This window comes from Allobosea sp. AK1 (assembly GCF_006714945.1).
In the GTDB taxonomy this organism is placed as follows: Bacteria; Pseudomonadota; Alphaproteobacteria; order Rhizobiales; family Beijerinckiaceae; genus Allobosea; species Allobosea robiniae.
Genome location: NZ_VFMG01000001.1, coordinates 185,797 through 207,141, shown reverse-complemented (window position 1 = coordinate 207,141; position 21,345 = coordinate 185,797). Strand labels below are relative to the sequence as shown.

The window sequence follows — 21,345 nt, the reverse complement described above, 5'->3', positions numbered from 1 at the left end:
ACAAGCTGTAGCCACTTCAGGTTCAAGAGGGAAAATGCACTTGGAGGGCATGGCTGTCATGCTCGGGCTAGACCCGAGCATCTCAGGCCGAAGGAGGCTCCTTGCGCCCTCTCGTCATGAGATTCTCGGGTCTGCGCTGCGTTTCGCCCGAGAATGACGGCGTGAGGGCGGCCTCAATCCAGCGGAAATACCGGCCGGCGCAGGCGCTTGTAGGGAAGGCCGGTGATCCGACTGGTGCAGGGGCCGGGCGTCGCCACAGTGAAGCTGCCCTTGGCGATCTTGTCGTAGGCGCGCCGATGCGCGACCGCAGCTTTCACGCCGATCGCTTTCAGCGTCTCCGGCTCGATGCCCTGCGAGCGGAGCTGGCCGAGGTCGAAGGGCGGCGTCTTGCGGCTGCTCAGCAGCACCGTGACGCCCGCGACCTGCACGACCACGCAGGGCCCCATGCTGAAATGCGAGCCCTGCGCGGCGGCGAGATGGCTGTTCAGGTCCTCCAGCGCGAATTCGCCGTCGCTGGCGCTGACGAAGCTGGCCTCGATCTCGACCGGGCCTTCGGCGATGGCGCTGCCCTTGCCGCCGATCGAGAGCTTCCGGGTCTCGCCGGGTCTGGCGCCGGCCATGGCGGCAACGGCGGCGGGGTCCGCGATGGCGACGGCGCAATTCTCGATGCCATGACGCAGGAAGGCACGCAGCACCGAGGTCGCGTCGCCCGGCGCGCCGCCCCCGATATTGTCCGCCGGTTCGACCACGATATAGGGGCCGCCTTCCGAGCGCAGGATTTCCGCGACGGCTTCGTCGATGTCCCATTCCGCCGGCAAGCCGGATTCGCGAAGTTCGATTGCAGTCGCGGTGAGGCGCTCCAGCGCTTCGCGGGCGGGAGCCTCCGGGCCGGTGAAGGCGATCGCGAAGGCGACGCCGGCCTCGGGCACATCGGAGAAGGAATAGCCGCCGACGACGCTGGCGACCCAGATCGCCGGATTCTCCTGCTCGATCCCGCGCGCCAGCGCTTCAAGGTCGCGCATCGGCCGGTCGGCGGTGCCGGTGCCGGTCGGCGGCCAGATCACGGGGGCGTTGCAGGAGAGCATGCGCGGCAGCTCCCCGCTCGCGAGCGACTTCGCCAGCAATCTCGCGGAGCGGACGGCGGATTCGCGGGCGTCCGTGTGGGGGTTCTCGCGATAGGCGACGAGAGCGTTGGCATGCTGTGCCATGGAAGCGGTGAAATTGGCGTGCAGGTCAAAGACGGCGAAGATCGGCAGGGTTTCGCAGCCGGGCACCGAGCGGATATGGGCCAGCAGCGCGCCTTCCGGGTCGAGGCAGGCGGTCGTGACCATCGCGCCGTGCAGCGCAAGCCAGATGCCGTCGAGGCCGCCATCCGCGAGGGCCGCTCTCAGCCCGGTATCGAATTCCGCGAGGAAGCGCTCGAAGACCGCATGAGCGACCGTGCCGGCCGGCAAGGCGCCGTAATCGATCGTCGGCAGGACCTCCCAGCCCTCGGTTTCCGCCACCTCGAGGAAGCCGTCGATGGTCGAACCGTCGCCACGGCGGGCCAAAAGCTCGGCGCCCTTGCGGATGGTGAAGTCGGCGAGCGTCGTCTCTTCGTCGACGAAGCTGTGGGTCTCGTGGAAGAGCGATCCCAGCAGGATGCGGCGGCGGGACATGATCGGTTGAATCTCCCAGGCTTGCGAAGCCTGCGCATCTCGGCCGCCGATCTGTTCCAGATCAAGCCTGTATTGTTCCATTGCAAGGAACGCGGACGCTTTGACAGTCCGCATCCCGTCCCGGTTTCATGGGCGGGTCGGCGGTCCGAAGGGGCGGCTGCCGCCTCAGACCGAGAGAGCATGCGGATGCGCGTCTTCACTGCGTCGCTGGCGACGGAAACCAATACGTTCGCGCCGCTCTTCGTCGATCGCAGCGCCTTCGAGGGCGCCTTCTACTGTCCGCCCGGCACGCACCCGGATACGCCGACCCTGTGCTCGGCGCCGACCGTCGCGGCACGCCGCCGCGCCGCCAGCGAGGGTTATGAACTGGTCGAGGGCACGGCGACCTGGGCCGAGCCGGCTGGCCTTGTCTCGCAGGACGGCTATGAGAGCCTGCGCGACGAGATCCTCGGCCAACTCAAGGCGGCGCTGCCGGTCGATATCGTGCTGCTCGGCCTGCACGGCTCGATGGTGGCGCGTGGCTATGACGATTGCGAGGGTGACCTGATCGCGCGGGTGAGGGCGCTGGCCGGACCGGATTGCGTCATCGGTGCCGAGCTCGACATGCATTGCCATCTCACCGCTGAGATGGTCGCGGGCGCCGACATCATCGTCGCCTTCAAGGAATTCCCGCATACGGATTTCCTGGCGCGGGCCGAGGACCTGCTGGAGCTCTGCCTGAAGACGGCGCGCAAGCAGGTGAAGCCGGTCAGCGCCGTGTTCGATTGCCGCGGCCTCGCCGCCTTCATGACCAGCCGCGAGCCCGGCCGCAGCTTCGTCGACCGGCTGATGGCGATGGAGGGGAAGGACGGCATCCTCTCGATCTCGGTCGCGCATGGCTTCCAGGCGGCGGACGTCGCCGATGTCGGGACCAAGGTGCTCGTGATCGCCGATGGCGACAAGGCGAAGGCGGCTGCGCTGGCGAAGCAGCTCGGGCTGGAAATCCTGCGCTGGGGGCAGGGCGGCTCGCCGAAGCACTACAAGCCGGAGGAGGGCATTGCGGCCGCGCTCGCACTGGCCGAGCCCGGCAAGCCTGTTGTGCTGGCCGATCGCTGGGACAATCCGGGCGGCGGCGTCGCCGGCGATTCCTCGGTGATGGTCGAGGCGCTGCTGCGGCATCCGGAAATTCCGGCGGCGATCGGGGCTCTGTGGGACCCGGTGGCGGTGAGCCTGTGCCGCGCGGCCGGTGTCGGCACTGAGATTCCCCTGCGCTTCATCGGCAAGGCGGCGCCGTCTTCAGGCCGGCCGATCGATGCGGTGGTGAAAGTCGTCGGCACGACCGAGGACCTGCTGATCCCGTTCGAGCAGAGCTGGGTCTCGCTCGGCCCCGCCGCGGCGATCCGGATCGGCAAGCTCGATATCGTGCTGGCCTCGACGCGGGCGCAGACCTTCAGCCCGCCGGTCTTCACCGATCTGGGCATTGATCTCAGCGCCAAGAAGGTGGTGGTGGTGAAATCCTCCAACCATTTCCATGCCGCCTTCGCGCCGATCGCGGCACAGGTGCTTTATCTCGACAGCGGTGGACCTTATCCGCCGGATGCGAGCAAGATCCCCTATACCAAGGTGAAGCGCCCCTTCTCTCCGCTGGACCCGAACCCATGGCTGTGACTGCTTCCGCCCCGCTTCCGCGCCTGTCGCTCCGCGAGATCGAGGACCAGCATCTCGACGTGCTGGCCAAGGGCCTGCCGCCGGGCGCATCGCTGCGGCTCGGCGATGTCGGCAAGCAGGGCTGGAACGTGCTCGCCGGTGACATGCCGATGCCGCTCGCGGTGATCCGCGAAAGCGTATTGAAGGCCAACAGCGCCTGGATGAGCGCCTTCACCAGGGCAAATGATCTGCTGATCGCGCCGCACGGCAAGACGACGATGGCGCCGCAGCTCTTCGACCTGCAGATTGCCGACGGCGCCTGGGCGATCACGGTCGCGACGATGCAGCAACTCGCCGTTGCCCGGCATTTCGGCGTGAAGCGCGTCATCCTCGCCAACCAGCCGATTGGGCGGCAGGAGGTGGCCGCCTGTTTCGAAGCGCTGCGGGAACCCGGCTTCGAGCTCTACTGCCTTGCCGACAGCGTCGCCGGGGTCGGCTTGCTGGCGGAAGCTGCCAAGGGGCATGCGGGTGCCAATCCGCTGCGTGTTTTCGTCGAGATCGGTTTCATGGGCGGGCGCACTGGCGCCCGGACGCGGGAAGAAGCGCTGGCCGTGGCGCGGGCCGTTGCGAGCGCGCCTGGCCTGCGGCTCGCCGGCTTCGAATGCTTCGAGGGCCTGCATAGCGACAGTGCCGGCGCGGATAAGCTGCTCGACGAGGTGATCGCCGTCGCGGCGGCCGCGAGTGCCGAGGGCCTGCTCGGCCCCGAGCCGCTGGTCCTGAGCGCCGGCGGAACCGCGCTGTTCGACCGCGTCGGCGAAAAATTCAACGCGGCGAGCCTCGGGCGTCCGCTCCTCAAGGTGCTGCGCTCCGGGTGCTATCTGACGCATGACGATCTCGGTTATTCCGCCTCTTTCCGCCGGATCATGCTGGAGACCAGCCTGAAGCTGCCGCCCGGCGGGCTCGAACCCGCTCTCGAGGTCTGGGCCTATGTGCAGTCGCGGCCGGAGCGCGGGCGCAGCCTGCTCACGCTCGGCAAGCGCGACGTCACCTATGATTCCGCCTTGCCGGTGCCGCTGCGCTGGTATCGGCCGGGCGGGGCGATGGCCCGGCCGGAGCCGATGCCGGCTGGCCATACGGTCCTGGCGCTCAACGACCAGCACTGCCATCTCGGCACGCCGGACGAGAGCCCGCTTCAGGTCGGCGATATGGTGGCCTTCGGTATCGCCCATCCCTGCCTGACCTTCGACAAATGGGCCGTGCTGATGCTGGTCGACGATGACTGGAACGTCACCGGCGCAATCCGGACCTTCTTCTGACGCGCTTCCGAATCTGTTCCTTCTGGTGAAACCTGTGATCCTTGACGTGAATTCGGGCCGTTCCTAGCCTGTATCTCACAGAGGGAAGGCTTGCCATCCGCGACGCGGACGAGACGGGCCGGGCAGCGATGACGGGATGCACGGCGCAGGCCGGCCCCTGTCTCGCGCAGAAGCGGCCGGGATCGGCCGGCAAGCAGGATGCTGGGAGGATTGCTCGTGACGACACCGTCATTCCCGATGACCGACGAGACCGACGCCGCTGTCCAGGGCCTGCAGCGGCGCAGCCTGCTGCAGTTGCTGACGGCGGGCGGTGCGGCGTTGGCGGCGCCCGGCCTGTGGAGCGGCCTCGCCTTGGCTCAAGGCCAGACTCCGGTTGCCGGCGGCACGTTGACGATCGGCGCCGATGCCGACCCGATCGGGCTCGACCCGGTCACGGTCAACGCCTTCTCGTCCTATGATTTCACCAGCCTGCTCTATTCCGGCCTGCTGCGCTGGAATGCCGAGATGAAGATCGAGCCGGACCTGGCGACCGGCTACGAGCAGCCCGATCCGAAGACCTATGTCTTCAAGCTCCGGCAGGGCGTGAAATTCCACAATGGCAAGGATTTCTCTGCCGCCGACGTCAAGAACACCTTCGACCGGATCATGAACCCGGCCACGGGCAGCCGGCTCAGGCCGCTCTATTCGAGCATCGAGTCGGTGACGGTGGTCGATCCGTTCACCGTGAAATTCCAGCTCAACGCCACCGATGCGGCCTTCCTCAGCAATCTCGCCAGCAATCCGAACGGTGCGATCGTGCCCGCCGGCGTCGAGAACCTCGCCACACAGCCGATCGGCACCGGGCCCTTCGCCTTCGAGGCCTATCAGCCGAACCAGCAATTCTCGCTGACGCGCTTCGACGGCTATTACGAGAAGGGCGAGCCCTATCTCGCGAAGGTGATCTTCAAGTTCTACAAGGACCAGGCGACGCTGACCTCGGCGCTGCGCTCGCGCGCCATCGACATGACCTGGGTGAAGGACCCGAAGGTGGCGACCGCGATTTCGCGCGCCTCGCGGAATTTCGTCTCGGCACCGGGCCAGACCTCGCGCACCTTCCCGATCTGGCTGAACATGAAAGCCAAGCCGCTGAACGACGTGAAGGTGCGTCGGGCGCTCAGCCTCGCGACGGATCGCAAGGCCTGCCTCGACACCGTGCTCGGCGGCTCCGGCAAGATCGGTGCGATGATCCCCGAAAGCCAGGTCGGTGGCTATGACGGCGTGAGCGAACTGCCCTATTACAAGCACGATCCGGCGGCGGCGAAGGCGCTGCTGGCCGAGGCCGGCTATCCCGGCGGGATCGACCTCGGCGATTATATCATCGTCGCGGCCAATCCGCTCGACGTCGCCTGTGCGCAGATCCTGCAGCAGCAATGGCAGGCGGCGGGCATCACCGTGAAGCTGGTGCCGATGGAGACCGCGCCGCTCCTGGCCAAATGGGCGAGCGGTGACTGGCCGACGCTGCTTTCGGTCGCGCTGTCCTGGACACCGGATCCGGACGGCGTGTTCCAGTACATCACCTCGACCAGCGGCTACGGCAAGGGAATGGGCTCGAACGATCCGGAGCTCGACAAGATGATTTTGGAGGCGCGGGCCGAGCTCGACACTTCCAAGCGCGCGGCCAAGAACCTCGATATCCAGAAGCGCATAGCCGAGAACGCCTATGTCATCCAGATCTACCAGTACCCGCTGCGCTGGGAGATCTGGTGGAACTACGTCCAGGGCTATGTGCCGCTTGCCGCGAATATCCGCTCCTTCGTGCGTACGACATGGCTGAAGAAATAGGCCCGGCCTGCCGCCGCCCGGCGGAGGTCTGCCGATGACGCGCTTCATCCTCGGGCGCCTCGCCTGGATGGCTGCGATCCTGCTCGGCGTCTCCTTCGTCGCCTTCATGCTGATGCGCGCCATTCCCGGCGATTTCGCCATCGCGGCGGCAGGCTCTCAGAGCGTGGCGCCGGAGGTTCTGGCGACGATCCGGCGCGACCTCGGCCTCGATCAGCCGCTGATGGCGCAATACCTGAGCTGGCTCGGAGCGGCGCTGACCGGCGATTTCGGCAAGTCATTCGTCACCCGGCAGCCGGTGCTCGGCGAGTTGCTGAACAGGCTTATCGTCACCATCCAGCTCACGCTTCTCGCCGCGGTCATCGCGGCCGTGATGGGCGTCGCCTCCGGGCTTGCCGCCGCGCGTTTGCGTGGCGCGACAGACTGGCTGGTCCGGCTCTGGAACGGGTTGATGCTGGCCGTGCCGAACTATGTCGTGGCGACGCTGATCGTGCTGCTGTTCGGGCTCTATTTCCCGGAGATCACGGTGCTCGGCTACACGCCCTTCCTCGAAAGCCCGCTCGGCAATCTCGCCAGCCTGCTGCTGCCGGCCATCGCGCTGGCGCTCGCGGTCTCCGTGACCATTGCCGAGAACACCCGCGCCGCCGTGCTCGAGGTCGCCAACCAGGATTTCGTCATGGTCGCCCGCGCCAAAGGCCTGACACCGGCGGCGATCCTGCGCGACTACCTGATGCGCAATGCGCTGACGCCAGTGATCACCGCCGCCGGGCTCAAAATCGCGGCGCTGCTCGGCGGCAGCATTCTGGTCGAGACCATCTTCGCCATTCCCGGCATGGGCCAGTACCTGTTCGATTCCATCAACAGCCGCGACTATCCGGTGATCCAGGCGATCGTGCTGGTCGCCGCCGGCATCGTCGTGCTGGTCAACACGATGATCGACATCGCCTATGCTCGCGTCGACGCACGGGTGCAGATGTGAGCAGCTCGATGCAGGACAGCGCGCCGGTTGTGGCGGCGCGCAAGGGGGCGGGGATCACGCAGGGCTGGCTCCTGCTCGGCGTCGGCCTCGCCATGCTGGCGGCGATGCTGGTGCTGACGATCTTCGCACCGCTGGTCGCACCCTATGATCCTTCGGTGACCTCGCCGGATTCGCTGGCGCCGGCCAGCGCCGCCCATTGGCTCGGCACGGATTCGATCGGTCGCGATGTGCTGAGCCGGTTGATCGTCGGCGGCCGCACGACGCTGCTCATAACGGTCTCGGCCGTGCTGATCGCGCTGGTGGCCGGGCTGATCCTCGGGCTCGCGGCGGGTTATCTCGGCGGGCGCACGGACGAGATCATCATGCGGCTGCTCGATGTCGTCTTCGCCTTCCCGGTGCTGCTGCTGGCGATCGCGGTGGTCGCTGCGCTGGGGCCGAGCGTGCCGAACCTGATCCTGACCATCGCCATCGTCTATACGCCGGCCATGGCGCGGGTGGTGCGGGCGCCGGTGCTCAGCGTCAAGCAATGGGACCATGTCGAGGCGGCCCGCAGCGTCGGCATGAGCGAGATGCGTCTCGTGCTGCGCCATATCCTGCCGATCGTGGTCTCGCCGATCCTCGTTGCGACCAGCCTGACGCTGTCACAGACGATCTTCACGGTGACGGCGCTCTCCTTCCTCGGCCTTGGCCCGCCGCCGCCCGATCCGAACTGGGGCGGCATGCTCTCGGAAGCCCGCCAGTTCATGGAGCTCGCGCCGCTGACCGTGGTTGGCCCGGCGCTGGCGATTGTCTTCGCGACGCTGACCTTCATCATCATCGCCAATGGCTTGCGCGAGGTTCTCGACGTGGGGAGCGTGCGATGACCGGCTCGCTGCTCAGGGTGAGCGACCTGACCGCGATGGTTACGACCCGCCGCGAGGTGATTCAGGCGGTGCGCGGCATCTCCTTCGATATCAACGCCGACGAGGCGGTCGGCTTCGTCGGCGAATCCGGCTGCGGCAAGAGCGTCACCGCCAAGGCGCTGATGCGATTGGCGCCTGAGGGCGCCTCGATCGGGCTCGGCGGCTCCGTCGCCTTCTGGGGGCAGGAGCTGCTCGGGCTCGGCGAGGACGAGATGCGCGACCTGCGCGGCCGGCGCATCGCCATGGTCTTCCAGGACCCGATGACGTCGCTCAACCCGGTGATGAGCATCGGCGCGCAGATGGGCGACATGCTGCGCCGCCATCTCGGCCTGTCCGCCAAGGCAGCGCGCGAGCGCAGTGTCGAATTGCTCGACCTCGTCGGCATTCCCGATCCGGCGCGGCGCGTCGACGATTTCCCGCACCAGTTCTCGGGTGGGCAGCGCCAGCGCGTGATGATCGCCATCGCGATCTCCTGCGAACCCGACCTGTTGATCGCCGACGAGCCGACGACGGCGCTCGATGTCACCGTGCAGGCGCAGATCCTGCGCCTGCTGCTGCGGCTTCGGGAGGAACGCGGCATGGCGCTGATGCTGATCACCCATGATTTCGGCGTCGTCGCCGGCATGGTCGACCGGGTGAACGTGATGTATCGCGGCGAGATCGTCGAGGCTGGGCCGGTCGATGATGTCTTCGCGCGGCCGCAGCATGCCTATACGCGGGCGCTGCTCGATGCCGTGCCGCGGCTGCAAGGGGCGGGGGCGGTGCGATGACGGAGCCCTTGCTGCAAGTCCGCGATCTCTCGGTGCTGTTCCCGGCGCGTCGCGGCGCCTTGCCGGTCAAGGCGGTCGAGCGGGTCTCCTTCGATATCGCTCCCGGCCAGACGCTCGGGCTCGTCGGCCAGTCCGGCTCGGGCAAGACCACGGCCGGGCGCGCGATCCTCCAGCTCCAGAAGACGAGCGAAGGCTCGGTCCGGCTGCTCGGGCAGGAGTTGACGACGATGCGGACCGGCGAATTGCGCCGCATGCGCCGGCATATGCAGTTCGTGCTGCAGAACCCTTATTCCAGCCTGCATCCGCGGATGACGATCGGGCAGATCCTGAGCGAGCCCTTGCAGGTCCATGGCACGGTGCCGGCGAACCGCATCCGCGAGCGTGTCCAAGAACTGCTGGAGCTGGTCAGTCTCGATCCGTTCGTGATGCAGCGCTATCCGCACGAATTTTCCGGCGGGCAGCGACAGCGCGTCGTCATCGCCCGGGCGCTCGCGGTCAATCCCGATTTCGTCGTCTGCGACGAGCCGGTCTCCGCTCTCGACGTGCGGACGCAGGCGCAGATCGTCGCGCTGCTGCAATCGCTGCAGGAGAAACTCGGCCTGTCCTATCTCTTCATCGCGCATGACCTCGCGATCGTCCGCGAGATGGCGCATCGCGTCGCCGTGATGTTCCGCGGGCGCATCGTCGAGATGGGCAGCGCGGGACAGGTCTATGACAGCCCGGCGCACCCTTACACGCAGCTGCTGCTCGATGCGGTGCCGGTACCCGATCCCGTGCTCCAGCGCGAGCGTTTGCGGCGCCCGCCGCCTGATCTGCGCTTCCTCGACGGCGATGGCGGCGCTTGCGTTCATGGTGTCGATCATGCGCGGGACGGGACGCGCGAATGGCACGAGGTCGCGCCGGGGCATGGTGTGTCGTGCCGCTATTGGCCGAAGAGCCGGACCGAAATTGCCGCCTGATTGCGTGTTCCTTTGGGTGGAACATCCAATCCTTGACGCGAAATATCTGTGGCAACTACGCTTTTGACCATGCTGCTGGCCTGAAAATGCAGGCTGGCGCGATGCCCTGAAGACCGACAAGTCGCTTCGCCCGGCATCGGCCGGATCAGCGGAGCCGCAATCCGGGAGGATGCCGTGCGTCTGGCGCTGATCCACATCGTTCAGGAGACGAACGACTTCAATCCGTTGCTGACGACGCTCGCCGATTTCGAGGCTTTCGGCCTCGTCGAGGGCGAGGAGATCGCCCGGCAGTTCGGCGAGATCGGCCAGATCGGCGGGCATTATGCGGCGGTGAAGGAGAGCGGCCTCGCGATCGAGACGATCCCGATCATCCGCGCCTGGGCCGTGGCGGGCGGGCGCATCTCGCGCGAGGCCTTCGACTTCTTCCAGGCGAAGATCCGGGCTGGCCTTGAGACGGTGGGGCCGATCGACGGGCTCGTTCTGCATCTGCACGGCGCCTGCGCGGCCGAAGGCATCGACGATGTCGAGGGCGAGCAGGCCGAGCTCTGCCGCAGGATTCTCGGGCCGGACGTGCCGATCCTGCTCGGGCTCGATCACCACGCCAATATCACGCAGAAGATCATGGCCAATTGCACGGCCATCGTCGGGCACCGCACCCAGCCGCATGACGTGTTCGACACCGGCAAGGTCGGCACCGAGGTGCTGCTGCGCATCCTCACCGAGAAGTGCAAGCCGGTGATGGCCTGGCGGAAGATTCCGCTGCTGTCGCATCAGGAGCAGTTCCTGACCTCGAAGGGGCCGATGAAAATCTGGTTCGATCGGGCCCGCGCCATCGAGGCCGACCGGCGCGTACTCCAAGCCTCGAACTATCCGATGCAGCCTTGGCTGGATGTCGCCGAGGGCGGCTGGTCGACCATCGTGGTCACCGATGGCGATCAGGCGCTTGCCGAGACGCTTGCCGACGAGCTGGCCGATCTCGCCTGGTCGATGCGTGACGATTTCCAGGTGCGCGAGGCGGTCTCCATCGACGATGCCGTGCGCAAGGCCGATGCGGCGGAGCGCGGCATGGTCGTGGTCAGCGATACCGGCGACACCGTCTTCGGCGGCGCGGCGGGCGACAGCAACCTGCTACTGGAATCGATGCTGCGGCTCGGCATCAGGAGCAAGGCGCTGATTCCGCTGATCTCGCCCAAGGCCGTCGCGACGCTGACGGCGGCGGGTGAGGGCGCCGAGGTGACGTTGCCCCTGGGGGGCGATGCGGCGACCGCTTTCTTCAAGCCGCTGACGGTGACTGGGCGGGTGCGGAAGCTCGGCGGCGGCTCGATCCCGCTCAAGTTCAACCACCAGCCGGAAGTCGACATGGGCCGCGTCGCGGTCTTCGATGTCGGGCCGGTGACGCTGCTGATCTCGGAACTGCGCGGCGTCGCGGGCAATGTGCCGGATGTCTACGAGGCCTTCGGCATCGACCTCTCCGACTACAAGATGGCCGTGCTCAAGACCGCCTCGAATTTCCAGTATTTCGACCGCATCGCCTCCGGGCTCGTTCGCGCCGACACGCGCGGGCCGGGGCAATCGGACGTGTTCACCCTGCCGTGGCAGCGGATTCCGCGCCCGGTCTATCCGTTGGAGACAATAAGCGACTGGCGGGCGCATTCGTCCCAGCCGGGAGCGGGGACGCGCTGAGACGAAACTAAACACAACAAGAGGGGAAAGCGATGACAAAGCTGTCGCGACGTCAATTCGGCATGGCCGGCCTTGCGCTGGCGGGCGTATCCCTGGCAGGAGCCTTGCCGGCTTTAGCCCAGCAGCTCAAGGGCGGGAAGCTGCGTGTGGCCGTGCTGAGCGAGCTGGCGAATTACGATCCGCAGCAGCTCTCGACGGTGAATTTCCACGTCATCAAGAACCTCTATGACAGCCTGATCGAGTACACCCCGGAGGGGAAGCCGGAGCCGAGCCTGGCGACGGAATGGAAAATTGCGCCCGACAAGACCTCGGTGACGCTGAAGCTGCGCAGCGGCGTGACCTTCCATAGCGGCACGCCGTTCAAGGCGGATTCCGTGCTGGCGACCTTGCAGAAGGGCGCCGATCCCAAGCGCGGCAAGAACGTCTTCGCGACGATGTCGATCGTAAAGGACTGGTCGGCGCCGGACGATGCGACGGTGACGATCAACTTCAAGGCACCGGTGCCCGAGCGCCAGATCCTCGACCTGCTTCAGTTCCTGCTTCCGATCGACCCCAAGGGCATCGACACGGTCGAGACCGTGCCGGCCGGCACCGGACCCTACACGCTGGTCAACCGGGCCGTCGGCCAGAGCCTGACGCTCAAGGCCAATCCGAAATACTGGCGCGAGAAGCAGCCGATCGTTCAGGACCTCGTCTTCACCGTGTTCAGCGAGGATGCTTCGGCGAGTGCGGCGCTGGAATCGGGCGCGGTCGACATCGTCTATAACGGCTCCTCGCGCAGCGCGGTCAGGCTCAAGAATGCCGGTTTCCAGGTCTTCGCCGGGCCGGGGCCGTTGGTGCAGGTCTTCCGCATCAACTCGACGCGCGGACCGTTCCGGAACAAGGCGTTCCGGCAGGCCTTCAACCACCTGATGGACCGCGCGAGCATCCTGCGCGTCGGCTATGCCGGCCTGGGCAAGGTCGTGGCGCTGCCCTGGGCGCCGGCGAGCCCGGCCTATGACGAGAGCTACAATGCGACCTATGCCTATGACCTGGAGAAGGCGAAGAAGCTGATCGCCGCTTCCGGCCTCTCCGCCGACGAGATCAAGAACTGGAAGCTGCTGGTCAACGGCAGCGACGAGTCCTCGGTCGCGATCAGCCAGATCGTGCAGGGCTCGCTGCAGAAGATCGGCATTCCGGTTGAACTGGATATGCGCCAAGGCGCGGAATACGTCACCGCGCTGCTCGGCGGCGATTTCGCCGCGACCTTCGGGGCGGTCGGCAACGTCCAGAAATTCCCGTCGCGCGTCGCTACCAACTCGATCTACCGCACCTCGGGCAATCCGGTCCTGAAGGACCCGCATCCGCATCCCGACTATGTCGCGGCGATCGCCAGGGTCGATGCCGCCTCGGGTGGCGCGGCCGAGGTCAAGGCGGCTTACGACAACCTCAACAAGGTCATGGTGGACGAGGCTTTCGGTATCCCGACCAACTCCTACGATGTCGGCCTGATCGTCGCCTCCGACAAGATCGGCGGCATCACGCTCGACATCGACAACCTCTTCGTCGCCCGCACCATCGGGTTCAAGTGATGCGGCATGACGCGGCCGGGCGGCGCCGGAGCGGCGCCCGGCAATGACGGAGACGCTTGCCCGGCTGAAGCTGCTGCTGCGCCGGCTGCTCGCCCGGCGCGGCGCTGCGCTGGGGCTCGGCTTCCTCCTGCTGGTCGCGCTTGCGGCGGCTTTCGCTACCGTGCTGCCGTTCGACCCGCTGGCGCAGAGCGTCGCGGCCTCGCTGCTGCCGCCCTCGGCCGAGAACTGGTTCGGCACGGACGAACTCGGCCGCGATATCCTGGCGCGCGTCATCTATGGCGCGCGGACCTCGCTGCTGACGGCGGTCGGCGCAGTCGTCATCGCCGCGCTCATCGGCGTGCCGATCGGGCTCGCCGCCGGCTTCTATGGCGACTGGCGCGATTCCCTGCTGATGCGTTGCATCGACGTGCTGCTGGCGCTGCCGAACATCCTGTTCGCGATGGCGCTGATCGCCGTTCTCGGACGCAGCCAGGGGGCTGCGCTGATCGCGGTCGGCATCGCCGGCATTCCTGGCTTCGCCCGCATCGCGCGGGCGCAGGTCATGGCCTTGCGCCAGCTCGATTTCGTCACGGCGGTGCGTGGCTTCGGCGGAAGCCCCGGTTACATCATGTTCAAAACGATCCTGCCCAACGCCTTGAGCCCCTTGGTGGTTCAGGCGATCGTGCTGGCCTCGATCGCGATCCTGCTGGAGGCTGCGCTGGCCTTCCTCGGGGTCGGCGTCCCCCCGCCGACGCCGAGCTGGGGCGAGATGCTGCGGACGGGGAAGTCCTATCTTTACGAGGCGCCGACCTATGCGGTTCTGCCCGGCATCGTGCTGACGCTGACGATCCTGTCGCTCGACACCATCGGCCGGGCGCTGACGGCGATCCTCGATCGCGACGAGACCGATGCCAGCGGCGAGACGATCGGGGGGCGGCGATGACAGCCTATGTCCTGCGCCGCCTCTTCCAGATGCTGCCGGTGATCCTGATCGCCTCCTTCGCGATCTTCGCGATGATCTATGCCGTGCCGGGCGGGCCGGTCGCGGTGATCGTCGGCGAGAATGCCGGGCCGGAGGAGATAGCCGCCACGATCCAGCGCTACGGGCTCGACCGGCCGATGGTGGTGCAATATGCCGACTGGCTCGGCCGGGCCGCGACGGGAGATTTCGGCCTGTCCTTGCATAGCCGTCAGCCGGTGCTGCAACTGATCGGCGAGCGCTTGCCGGCGACGCTTCAACTGGCGCTGGCTGCGATCTTCGTTGCGCTCATCATCGGCATTCCCGTGGCGATCGCGAGCGCCGTGAAGCCGAATTCATGGCTCGACCGTCTGCTCAGCGGCTGGAGCGCGCTGGCGCTGGGCGTGCCGACCTTCTGGCTCGGCATCCTGCTGATCCTGCTCTTCGCCGTGGAACTGCGCTGGCTGCCTTCGGCTTCGCGGCATGTGCCGTTATGGGAGTCTCCGCTCGATGCGCTGCGGAGCCTGGCGCTGCCGGCGATCACGCTCGGCACCTATGTCTCGGGCATCCTGGCGCGCTTCCTGCGGGCCTCGCTGATTGGCGAGGCGCGGGCCGATTATGTCCGCACCGCCCGCGCCAAGGGCGTGCCGGAACGCCGTATCGTCGGCTTCCACATCATGCGCAATGCGCTCCTGCCCTTCGTCACCATCGTCGGCCTGATGATGGCGAATTTCATCGGCGGGGCCGTGGTGACGGAGGCGGTCTTCACCTATCCCGGGCTCGGGCGCCTGCTGATCCAGGCGATCAGCACCCGCGACTATCCGCTGATCCAGGGCTGCATCCTGGTGATCCTGGTCGCCTATATGCTGATCAACCTCACGGTCGACATGCTCTACGCCTGGATCGACCCGCGGATCGAATACCGATGACGGCGCATTTTCAAGCGAAGTGGATGCCGGTTCGCGTGAAGAAAATGCGCGAGCAAAAAACCTCAGCGCAGATCGGCGGTCGGGCGCGAGCCGAGATGGGTCGAGATGCCGGCCGAGACCTCGCGCAACCGCGTTCCGACCTTGGCCGCCAGCGAGTGCGGCATCCGCATCAGCGGCGCGGAGACGCTGAGCGCCGCGACCGGATAGCCGTCCTCGTCGAGGATCGGCACGCCGACGCACATCGCCCCGTCCTCGTTCTCGCCCATCTCGGTGGCGTAGCCGGTGCGCGCGACCTGCCGAAGCTGCCGCTCGATCTCCTCGCGCTCGAGCAAGGTGCGGCCGGTGCGCTCGGTCAGAGGCAGGTCGAGCTGTCGCTGCCGCTCCACCTCGGGCAGGAAGGCGAGGATCGCCTTGCCGAGCGCCGTCGAATGCATCGGGTGGCTCTCGCCGATGCGGGCCTGCATCCTGAGCGAGCGGTTGGCCTCGATCAGGTCGATATAGACGACCCTGCCATTGCCCTTCACGGCGAGATTCACCGTCTCGTTGAACTCCCGCATCAGCTCGATCATCGCAGGCCGGGCCAGTTCGCGGATCTTACTGACGCTGGCATCGGCACGCGCGATGGCGCGCAATTGCGGCCCGAGATTGTAGCGATCGGTGGCGCGGTTGTGGTCGAGGAAGCCGGCGGCGGCGAGCGTCTGGAGATAGCGGAAAGTCGTCGTCTTCGGGATCCTGAGCTCCTTGCTGACGGCGGTGAGTGCGATCTCGTGGCCATGGCGGGCGACCAGCTCCAGCACCTTCAGCGCCTTCATCACGGGCTGCACGACATAGGGGTTGTCGGTTTTCCTGGGCATGGCCGCTCCGCTGGTCGGGCTCGCTTCCGAGCCAGCATGGCCAACCAAATCGAATTCCGCAAGGCGAAACCGCTGTTCCTTTACACGGTGAGGGCGCTCTGGTCTGGTCGGTGCAACAGCAGGAGGCAACGCAGGTGACAGGCAATGGCAGCCAGCAGGCGGGCGCACTGCGCTTCGACGAATCCGCCCGGCAGATCGCGGCGAATGCGCGTTTCATCGCCGGCGGCGTAAACAGCAATTTCCGGTTGGGCATGCAGCCCGGGCCGCTCGTCTTCGAGCGCGGCGAGGGCGCCTATCTCATCGACGCCGACGGCAACCGGATCATCGATTATTACTGCGGCATGGGCGCGACCGTGCTCGGCCATACCCCTGCAACGGTCATCGAGGCGGTGAAGCGCCAGGCCGAGAAGGGCATCCTCTTCGCCGGCCAGATGCCGATCGAGGCGGAAGCCGCGCAACTGATCTGCGAGCGCATTCCCTCGGCGGAGCGCTTGCGCTTCGGCTCATCCGGCTCGGAGGTGGCGCAGGCGGCGATGCGATTGGCGCGCGCGGCCACGGGCAAGCACACCATCGTCAAGTTCGAGGGGCATTATCACGGCTGGTTCGACAACATCCTGTGGTCGACGGCGCCGGGGTTGAATGCGGCAGGTCCCGACGAAGCGCCGACGCCGGTGATCGGCAGCAAGGGCCAGGACCCGGCGGCGGGTGAGGGGCTTTCGATCATCGGCTGGAACGATCTCGCGGCGTTGGAGGCACGGCTCGCCAAGGGCGATGTCGCGGCCGTGCTTATGGAGCCGGCAATGTGCAACCAGGGCGCTATCGCGCCGGCGCCGGGCTATCTGGAAGGCGCGCTCGCCGCCTGCCGCAAGCATGGTGCGATCCTGATCTTCGACGAGGTCATCACCGGTTTCCGGCTGGGCCGAGGCGGGGCGCAGGAGCGCTTCGGCGTGACGCCTGATCTCACCCTGATGGCCAAGGCGATCGCCAACGGCTTCCCGGTCGCGGCGATCGCCGGGCGGGCCGATCTGCTCGACCTGTTCGCCGACGGCGTGCTGCATGGTGGCACCTTCAACGCCCAGCCGGTCTCGATGGCGGCGCTGGTCGCGACCCAGAAGGCGCTGACGCCGGAGCATTACGAACGCAGTTCCGTTCATGGCCAACGCCTGCAGGACGGCATCCGCACGATCCTGAAGGAAGCGGGCATCAAGGCGCAGGTCGCCGGCTTCCCGCTGATGTTCCACGTCGCCTTCGGCCTCGATGCGCCGGCGCGGAACTACCGGGACGTCGCGCGCGCCGACAAGGCCGCCTATAGCCGCTTCGCGCATGAACTGCTCAAGCGCGGCGTGCGCGTGCTGGAACGCGGCGCCTGGTTCGTGTCGTCGGAGCATGATGCGGCGGTGGTCGATGCGACGCTTGCCGCCGTGCGCGACGCGGCGCGGGCTGTCGCTTAGCATCCCGGAACGAGAGGCATTCAAGCAGCGCCCGGCCTCAAGCCGGGAGCTTTTTCGCCATGCGCTCCGCTCCTGCATGCAGCATGCACGGCGCCATTGACCGCGCCGCACGCCGTACCGGATAGTTCGCCCCAACAGGGAGCGAAGACCGATGCCGCAGCCGAGACCGTCCACCGCGCTTGCCGGGCTCAAGGTGCTGGATTTGACGCGGGTGCGGGCCGGGCCGACCTGCGTGCGCGTCTTCGCCGATTTCGGGGCCGACGTGATCAAGGTCGAGAGCCCGCCGGGGCTCGATCCCAACGAGAACATGAGCGGGCCGCGCCTCGGCTACGACATGCAGAACCTGCATCGCAACAAGCGCTCGCTCGCGATCAACCTCAAGACGCCCGAAGGCAAGGCGATCCTGATGACGCTCATCGACGAGGCCGATCTCGTCGTCGAGAACTTTCGTCCGGACGTGAAGGAGCGGCTCGGGCTCGATTTCGAGACGCTGCATGCGCGCAATCCTCGGCTGATCCTGGTCTCGATCTCCGGCTTCGGCCAATCCGGCCCGTACCGGACGCGCGCCGGCTTCGACCAGATCGCGCAGGGCATGGGTGGGATGATGTCGGTGACCGGCCTGCCCGGTCAGGGGCCGGTGCGGGCGGGAATCGCGCTCGCCGATTCCTCGGCCGGGCTTTATGGCGCGGTCGGCGCGCTGGTCGCTCTGCAGGAGCGGACGGTCTCGGGCAAGGGGCAGTGGGTGCAGACCTCGCTGCTCGAAGCCCAGATCGCGATGATGGATTTCCAGGCCGCACGCTATCTCGTCGAGGGCTCGGTGCCGCCGCAATCCGGCAACGACCACCCCTACCAGACGCCGATGGGCGTCTACCGGACGCGCGACGGCGCTATCAATCTCGGCGTCGGCGGCGAGGAGCAATGGCGCGCGTTCTGCCGGGCGATCGGGCGGCCGGAATGGGGCTTGGATGCGCGCTATGACAGCTCGGAGAAGCGCTTCGCCCGCCGGCCGGAACTGCGGGAACTGATCGAGAAGGTCTTCGCTGCGGCCGACAGCGCCCATTGGCTGGAGGCGATGGAGCGCCATAGCGTCCCGGCCGGGCCAATCTATGCGGTCGACGAGATGTTCGAGGACCCGCAGGTGCGCCATCTCGGCATCGCCAAGCCGCTGAACCACCCCGAGCTCGGCGATATCCGCCTGATCGGCCAACCGGTGACGCTGTCGCGCACGCCGGCCGATGTCGCGACGCCGACGCCTGCGGCCGGCGCGCATAACGACGAGATCCTGGCCGAACTCGGCTATGACGAAACCGGGCTCGCGCGCTTGCGGGCCGATGGCGTGATCTGACGGAGAGCCTGCGTGAACGACGAAATCCTGTATGCGGTCGAGGGCGGGGTCGGCACGATCACGCTCAACCGGCCCCAGGCGCGCAACGCGCTGACCTTCGCCATGTATGAGCGCATCGCCGAAATCTGCCGCGACCCGGCCGCGCATGGCGATCCGCGCGTCATCGTCATGACCGGGGCGGGCGACAAGGCCTTCGCGGCCGGCACCGACATCGCCCAGTTCCGAGCCTTCTCCGGCGCCGAGGATGCGCTGGCTTATGAAGAGCGGATCGAAACCGTGATCGGCACGATCGAGAGCTGCCCGGTGCCGACGCTGGCCGCGATCTCCGGTGCCTTCACCGGTGGCGGGGCGGCGATCGGGCTCGCCTGCGACCTGCGCATCGCGACGCGGACCGCGCGTTTCGGCTTCCCGATCGCGCGCACGCTCGGCAATTGCCTGTCGATGGAGAATTACGGGCGGCTCTACGCCATTCTCGGCCCGGCGCGGGTCAAGGACATCGTCTTCACCGCCCGGTTGGTCGAGGCGGAGGAGGGCGCGCGGATCGGCCTCTACAACGAGCTGGTGCCGGATCATGAGGCGCTGATGCGGCGGGCTCGCGAATTGGCGGAGACCATTGCCGGCCACGCGCCGCTGACGATGCGCGCGACCAAGGAGGCAATGCGCCGCCTGACCGCCGCGACCGCCGCCGGCATCGATGGTCATGATCTCGTGACGCTCTGCTACACCAGCGCCGATTTCCGTGAGGGCATGGAAGCCTTCCTCGGCAAGCGGACGCCGAACTGGAAGGGCAGGTAGCGCCCTTCCAATCCGCGATATCGCTCAGCCCTGCTTCCCCAACTGGCCGAGCTCGTGCAGCAGGGCTGCGCCGGTGCGAACGCCGCTATGGAAGCAGTCCAGCGTCATGTTCTCGTTGGGGGCGTGGTTGGCCTCGTCGTGATTGGCGTAGGGCGTCACGAAGGCGGGGATGCCCAAAATCTTGGTGAAGACGTAGTTCGGCAGGCTGCCGAAGCCGGCCGGGATCAATAGCGGCTCCTCGCCCTGAGCCGCCACGAAGGCGCGGCGGAGCGGCGCGGTATAGGGCGAGGCGATCGAGGTCTTGGAGGGCTGCATGCCCTTCTCCTCGGCGATGAATTCGACCTCCGGCGCGTGCTTCTCAACGTGAGCCTTGACCTTGCGTAGGATGTCCTCCGGGTCCTGCGCCTCGACGAGGCGGATGTCGCATTTCACCAGCGCCTCGTTCGGCAGCACGGTCTTGGTGCCCGGCCCGCCATAGCCGCCATGGAAGCCGTTGATGGTCAGCGTCGGCCGGAAGCAGAGGCGCTCGTAGAAGGGCCGGTCGGCTGGGGCGTCAAGACGGGTGAGGCCAACTCCCTTCTTGAAGGCCTCGATGTCGAGCGGCAGGCGCGCGACCGCTTCCAGCTCCTCCGCGGTCGGCGGCTCGACGGCATCATGCAGGCCGTCGATGGTGATCTCGCCCTCGGTATTCTTCATCGTCGCGAGGAGATGGACCAGCGTCCAGATCGGGTTCGGCACGACGCCGCCGAAATTGCCGGAATGGACGTCGCGGCTGGCATGGCGGCAGCGCAGGTCGAAGGAAACGACGCCGCGCGAGCCGAACTTGATCGAGGGCGCGCCGCTGGCATGGCGCGGGCCGTCGGCGGTGACGGCAAGGTCGGCCTGCAGCAGATGCGGGTTGGCGCGCACGAAGCCGGCGATGTTCGGGCTGCCGATCTCCTCTTCGCCCTCAAGGACCAGGATGACGTTGCAGGGCAATTCGCCATGGACCTTCAGATGGGATTCGATCGCGAGGATCTGGGCAAAATGCTGGCCCTTGTTGTCGCCGACGCCGCGCGCATAGAGCCGGCCATCACGGATCGTCGGCTCGAAGGGCGGTGAGACCCATTTGTCGAGCGGGTCCGGCGGCTGCACGTCGTAATGGCCGTAGAGCAGCACGGTCGGCTTGCCCGGTGCCTTCTCCCAGCGCGCGACGACGACCGGGTGGCCCTCGGTCGGAATCAGGCTGGTCTTGAGGCCGATTTCCGTGAGCATGTCGACGAGCAGCCGGCCGACCTCGGCGATGCCGATATTCTCGGCGCTGATGCTGGGGTGGCGCAGATAGGCGATGAGGCGGTCGAGGAAAGTGCTGCGATTGGTCTCGATATGGTCGAAGACCGCGGCGAGTGCGTCTGAGGAAGCCATGACGATGCCTGACAGGAGAGGAATCCGTGCCTCCCGCCAGGCGGGGGCGCAAGCGGCGGCCCTGCGGCCACCACGGGCAGCCTAGACGTGAGGCCGGTGCTGCTCAAGCGCGGGCAGGGCTGTCGCGGCGACTGGCCGCCTTGCGATTTTCGCTGGGCAGCGTGTGGCTTGTCTTGTTCTTGATTTGTTCTATTGTGCGGCGATGCAGCTCGTTCTCGACCTCGATGGTGGGCGAGAGTTTCGGCCGCGAGAAGGCCGCCGCCCGCCCCGCTATTTCTTCGCGCTCCTTCCTGATGCGGATGTCGAACCGCAGATTCACGGATTGGCGCAAGCCCTGCACGAACGGCT

General features: G+C 67.0%; 18 protein-coding genes. 14 read left to right on the top strand and 4 right to left on the bottom strand.

Features of this window, described 5'->3' with window-relative positions; genetic code table 11:
- Positions 1 to 173: 173 nt before the first annotated feature.
- The gene (locus FHT98_RS01050; RefSeq protein ID WP_142111879.1) at positions 174 to 1,658 is read right to left on the bottom strand and encodes a M81 family metallopeptidase; all 1,485 of its coding nucleotides are present in this window, start codon (positions 1,656 to 1,658) and stop codon (positions 174 to 176) included.
- A 186-nt stretch (positions 1,659 to 1,844) separates the two neighbouring features.
- On the opposite strand from FHT98_RS01050, the gene FHT98_RS01045 reads away from it, so the two are divergent.
- The 11 genes from FHT98_RS01045 to FHT98_RS00995 all read left to right on the top strand — a co-directional run bounded on the left by FHT98_RS01045 (position 1,845) and on the right by FHT98_RS00995 (position 15,148).
- The gene (locus tag FHT98_RS01045; protein ID WP_142111877.1) at positions 1,845 to 3,305 is read left to right on the top strand and encodes a M81 family metallopeptidase; all 1,461 of its coding nucleotides are present in this window, start codon (positions 1,845 to 1,847) and stop codon (positions 3,303 to 3,305) included.
- Complete coding sequence (locus tag FHT98_RS01040; RefSeq protein WP_142111875.1) at positions 3,296 to 4,600, top strand: alanine racemase; 1,305 nt, start codon at positions 3,296 to 3,298, stop codon at positions 4,598 to 4,600. The genes FHT98_RS01045 and FHT98_RS01040 overlap by 10 nt, the downstream gene beginning before the upstream one ends.
- Positions 4,601 to 4,816: 216 nt before the next feature.
- On the top strand, positions 4,817 to 6,421 hold the full coding sequence (locus FHT98_RS01035) for an ABC transporter substrate-binding protein (protein ID WP_248309117.1): 1,605 nt from the start codon (positions 4,817 to 4,819) through the stop codon (positions 6,419 to 6,421).
- Between the two features lie 34 nt (positions 6,422 to 6,455).
- Positions 6,456 to 7,397 (top strand): ABC transporter permease, encoded by a 942-nt coding sequence (locus FHT98_RS01030; protein ID WP_142111871.1) that lies wholly within the window; start codon positions 6,456 to 6,458, stop codon positions 7,395 to 7,397.
- 8 nt (positions 7,398 to 7,405) lie between these two features.
- The gene (locus tag FHT98_RS01025; RefSeq protein ID WP_091861096.1) at positions 7,406 to 8,260 is read left to right on the top strand and encodes an ABC transporter permease; all 855 of its coding nucleotides are present in this window, start codon (positions 7,406 to 7,408) and stop codon (positions 8,258 to 8,260) included.
- Positions 8,257 to 9,069, top strand: coding sequence for an ABC transporter ATP-binding protein (locus FHT98_RS01020; protein WP_142111869.1), 813 nt, complete (start codon positions 8,257 to 8,259; stop codon positions 9,067 to 9,069). Before FHT98_RS01025 ends, FHT98_RS01020 begins: the two co-directional genes overlap by 4 nt.
- Positions 9,066 to 10,028, top strand: a complete 963-nt coding sequence (locus tag FHT98_RS01015; RefSeq protein ID WP_142111867.1) for an ABC transporter ATP-binding protein — start codon at positions 9,066 to 9,068, stop codon at positions 10,026 to 10,028. Before FHT98_RS01020 ends, FHT98_RS01015 begins: the two co-directional genes overlap by 4 nt.
- Before the next feature lie 174 nt (positions 10,029 to 10,202).
- The gene (locus FHT98_RS01010; protein WP_142111865.1) at positions 10,203 to 11,711 is read left to right on the top strand and encodes a M81 family metallopeptidase; all 1,509 of its coding nucleotides are present in this window, start codon (positions 10,203 to 10,205) and stop codon (positions 11,709 to 11,711) included.
- A 32-nt stretch (positions 11,712 to 11,743) separates the two neighbouring features.
- Entirely contained in the window at positions 11,744 to 13,282 is a 1,539-nt protein-coding gene (locus FHT98_RS01005) for an ABC transporter substrate-binding protein (RefSeq protein WP_248309116.1), read from the top strand.
- 43 nt (positions 13,283 to 13,325) lie between these two features.
- On the top strand, positions 13,326 to 14,204 hold the full coding sequence (locus FHT98_RS01000) for an ABC transporter permease (protein WP_113584316.1): 879 nt from the start codon (positions 13,326 to 13,328) through the stop codon (positions 14,202 to 14,204).
- Positions 14,201 to 15,148: an ABC transporter permease gene (locus FHT98_RS00995; protein ID WP_142111863.1), complete on the top strand. Its 948-nt coding sequence runs from the start codon at positions 14,201 to 14,203 to the stop codon at positions 15,146 to 15,148. Before FHT98_RS01000 ends, FHT98_RS00995 begins: the two co-directional genes overlap by 4 nt.
- A gap of 62 nt (positions 15,149 to 15,210) precedes the next feature.
- Here FHT98_RS00995 and FHT98_RS00990 read toward each other — a convergent pair whose 3' ends face one another.
- Entirely contained in the window at positions 15,211 to 16,002 is a 792-nt protein-coding gene (locus FHT98_RS00990) for an IclR family transcriptional regulator (protein ID WP_142111861.1), read from the bottom strand.
- Positions 16,003 to 16,136: 134 nt separating this feature from the next.
- On the opposite strand from FHT98_RS00990, the gene FHT98_RS00985 reads away from it, so the two are divergent.
- The 3 genes from FHT98_RS00985 to FHT98_RS00975 all read left to right on the top strand — a co-directional run bounded on the left by FHT98_RS00985 (position 16,137) and on the right by FHT98_RS00975 (position 19,593).
- Positions 16,137 to 17,453 (top strand): aspartate aminotransferase family protein, encoded by a 1,317-nt coding sequence (locus FHT98_RS00985; RefSeq protein WP_244492824.1) that lies wholly within the window; start codon positions 16,137 to 16,139, stop codon positions 17,451 to 17,453.
- Positions 17,454 to 17,604: 151 nt separating this feature from the next.
- Positions 17,605 to 18,798 (top strand): CaiB/BaiF CoA transferase family protein, encoded by a 1,194-nt coding sequence (locus FHT98_RS00980; RefSeq protein ID WP_142111859.1) that lies wholly within the window; start codon positions 17,605 to 17,607, stop codon positions 18,796 to 18,798.
- A gap of 12 nt (positions 18,799 to 18,810) precedes the next feature.
- Positions 18,811 to 19,593 carry an enoyl-CoA hydratase/isomerase family protein gene (locus FHT98_RS00975; protein WP_142111857.1) on the top strand — a complete coding sequence of 261 codons (783 nt, stop codon included), beginning with the start codon at positions 18,811 to 18,813 and terminating at the stop codon, positions 19,591 to 19,593.
- A gap of 24 nt (positions 19,594 to 19,617) precedes the next feature.
- Here the strand turns inward: FHT98_RS00975 and FHT98_RS00970 are convergent, their stop codons facing one another.
- Both FHT98_RS00970 and FHT98_RS26060 read right to left on the bottom strand, forming a co-directional pair.
- Positions 19,618 to 20,997, bottom strand: a complete 1,380-nt coding sequence (locus tag FHT98_RS00970) for a M20/M25/M40 family metallo-hydrolase (RefSeq protein ID WP_142111855.1) — start codon at positions 20,995 to 20,997, stop codon at positions 19,618 to 19,620.
- Between the two features lie 103 nt (positions 20,998 to 21,100).
- Complete coding sequence (locus tag FHT98_RS26060) at positions 21,101 to 21,337, bottom strand: hypothetical protein (RefSeq protein WP_185745039.1); 237 nt, start codon at positions 21,335 to 21,337, stop codon at positions 21,101 to 21,103.
- Between the last annotated feature and the right edge of the window lie 8 nt (positions 21,338 to 21,345).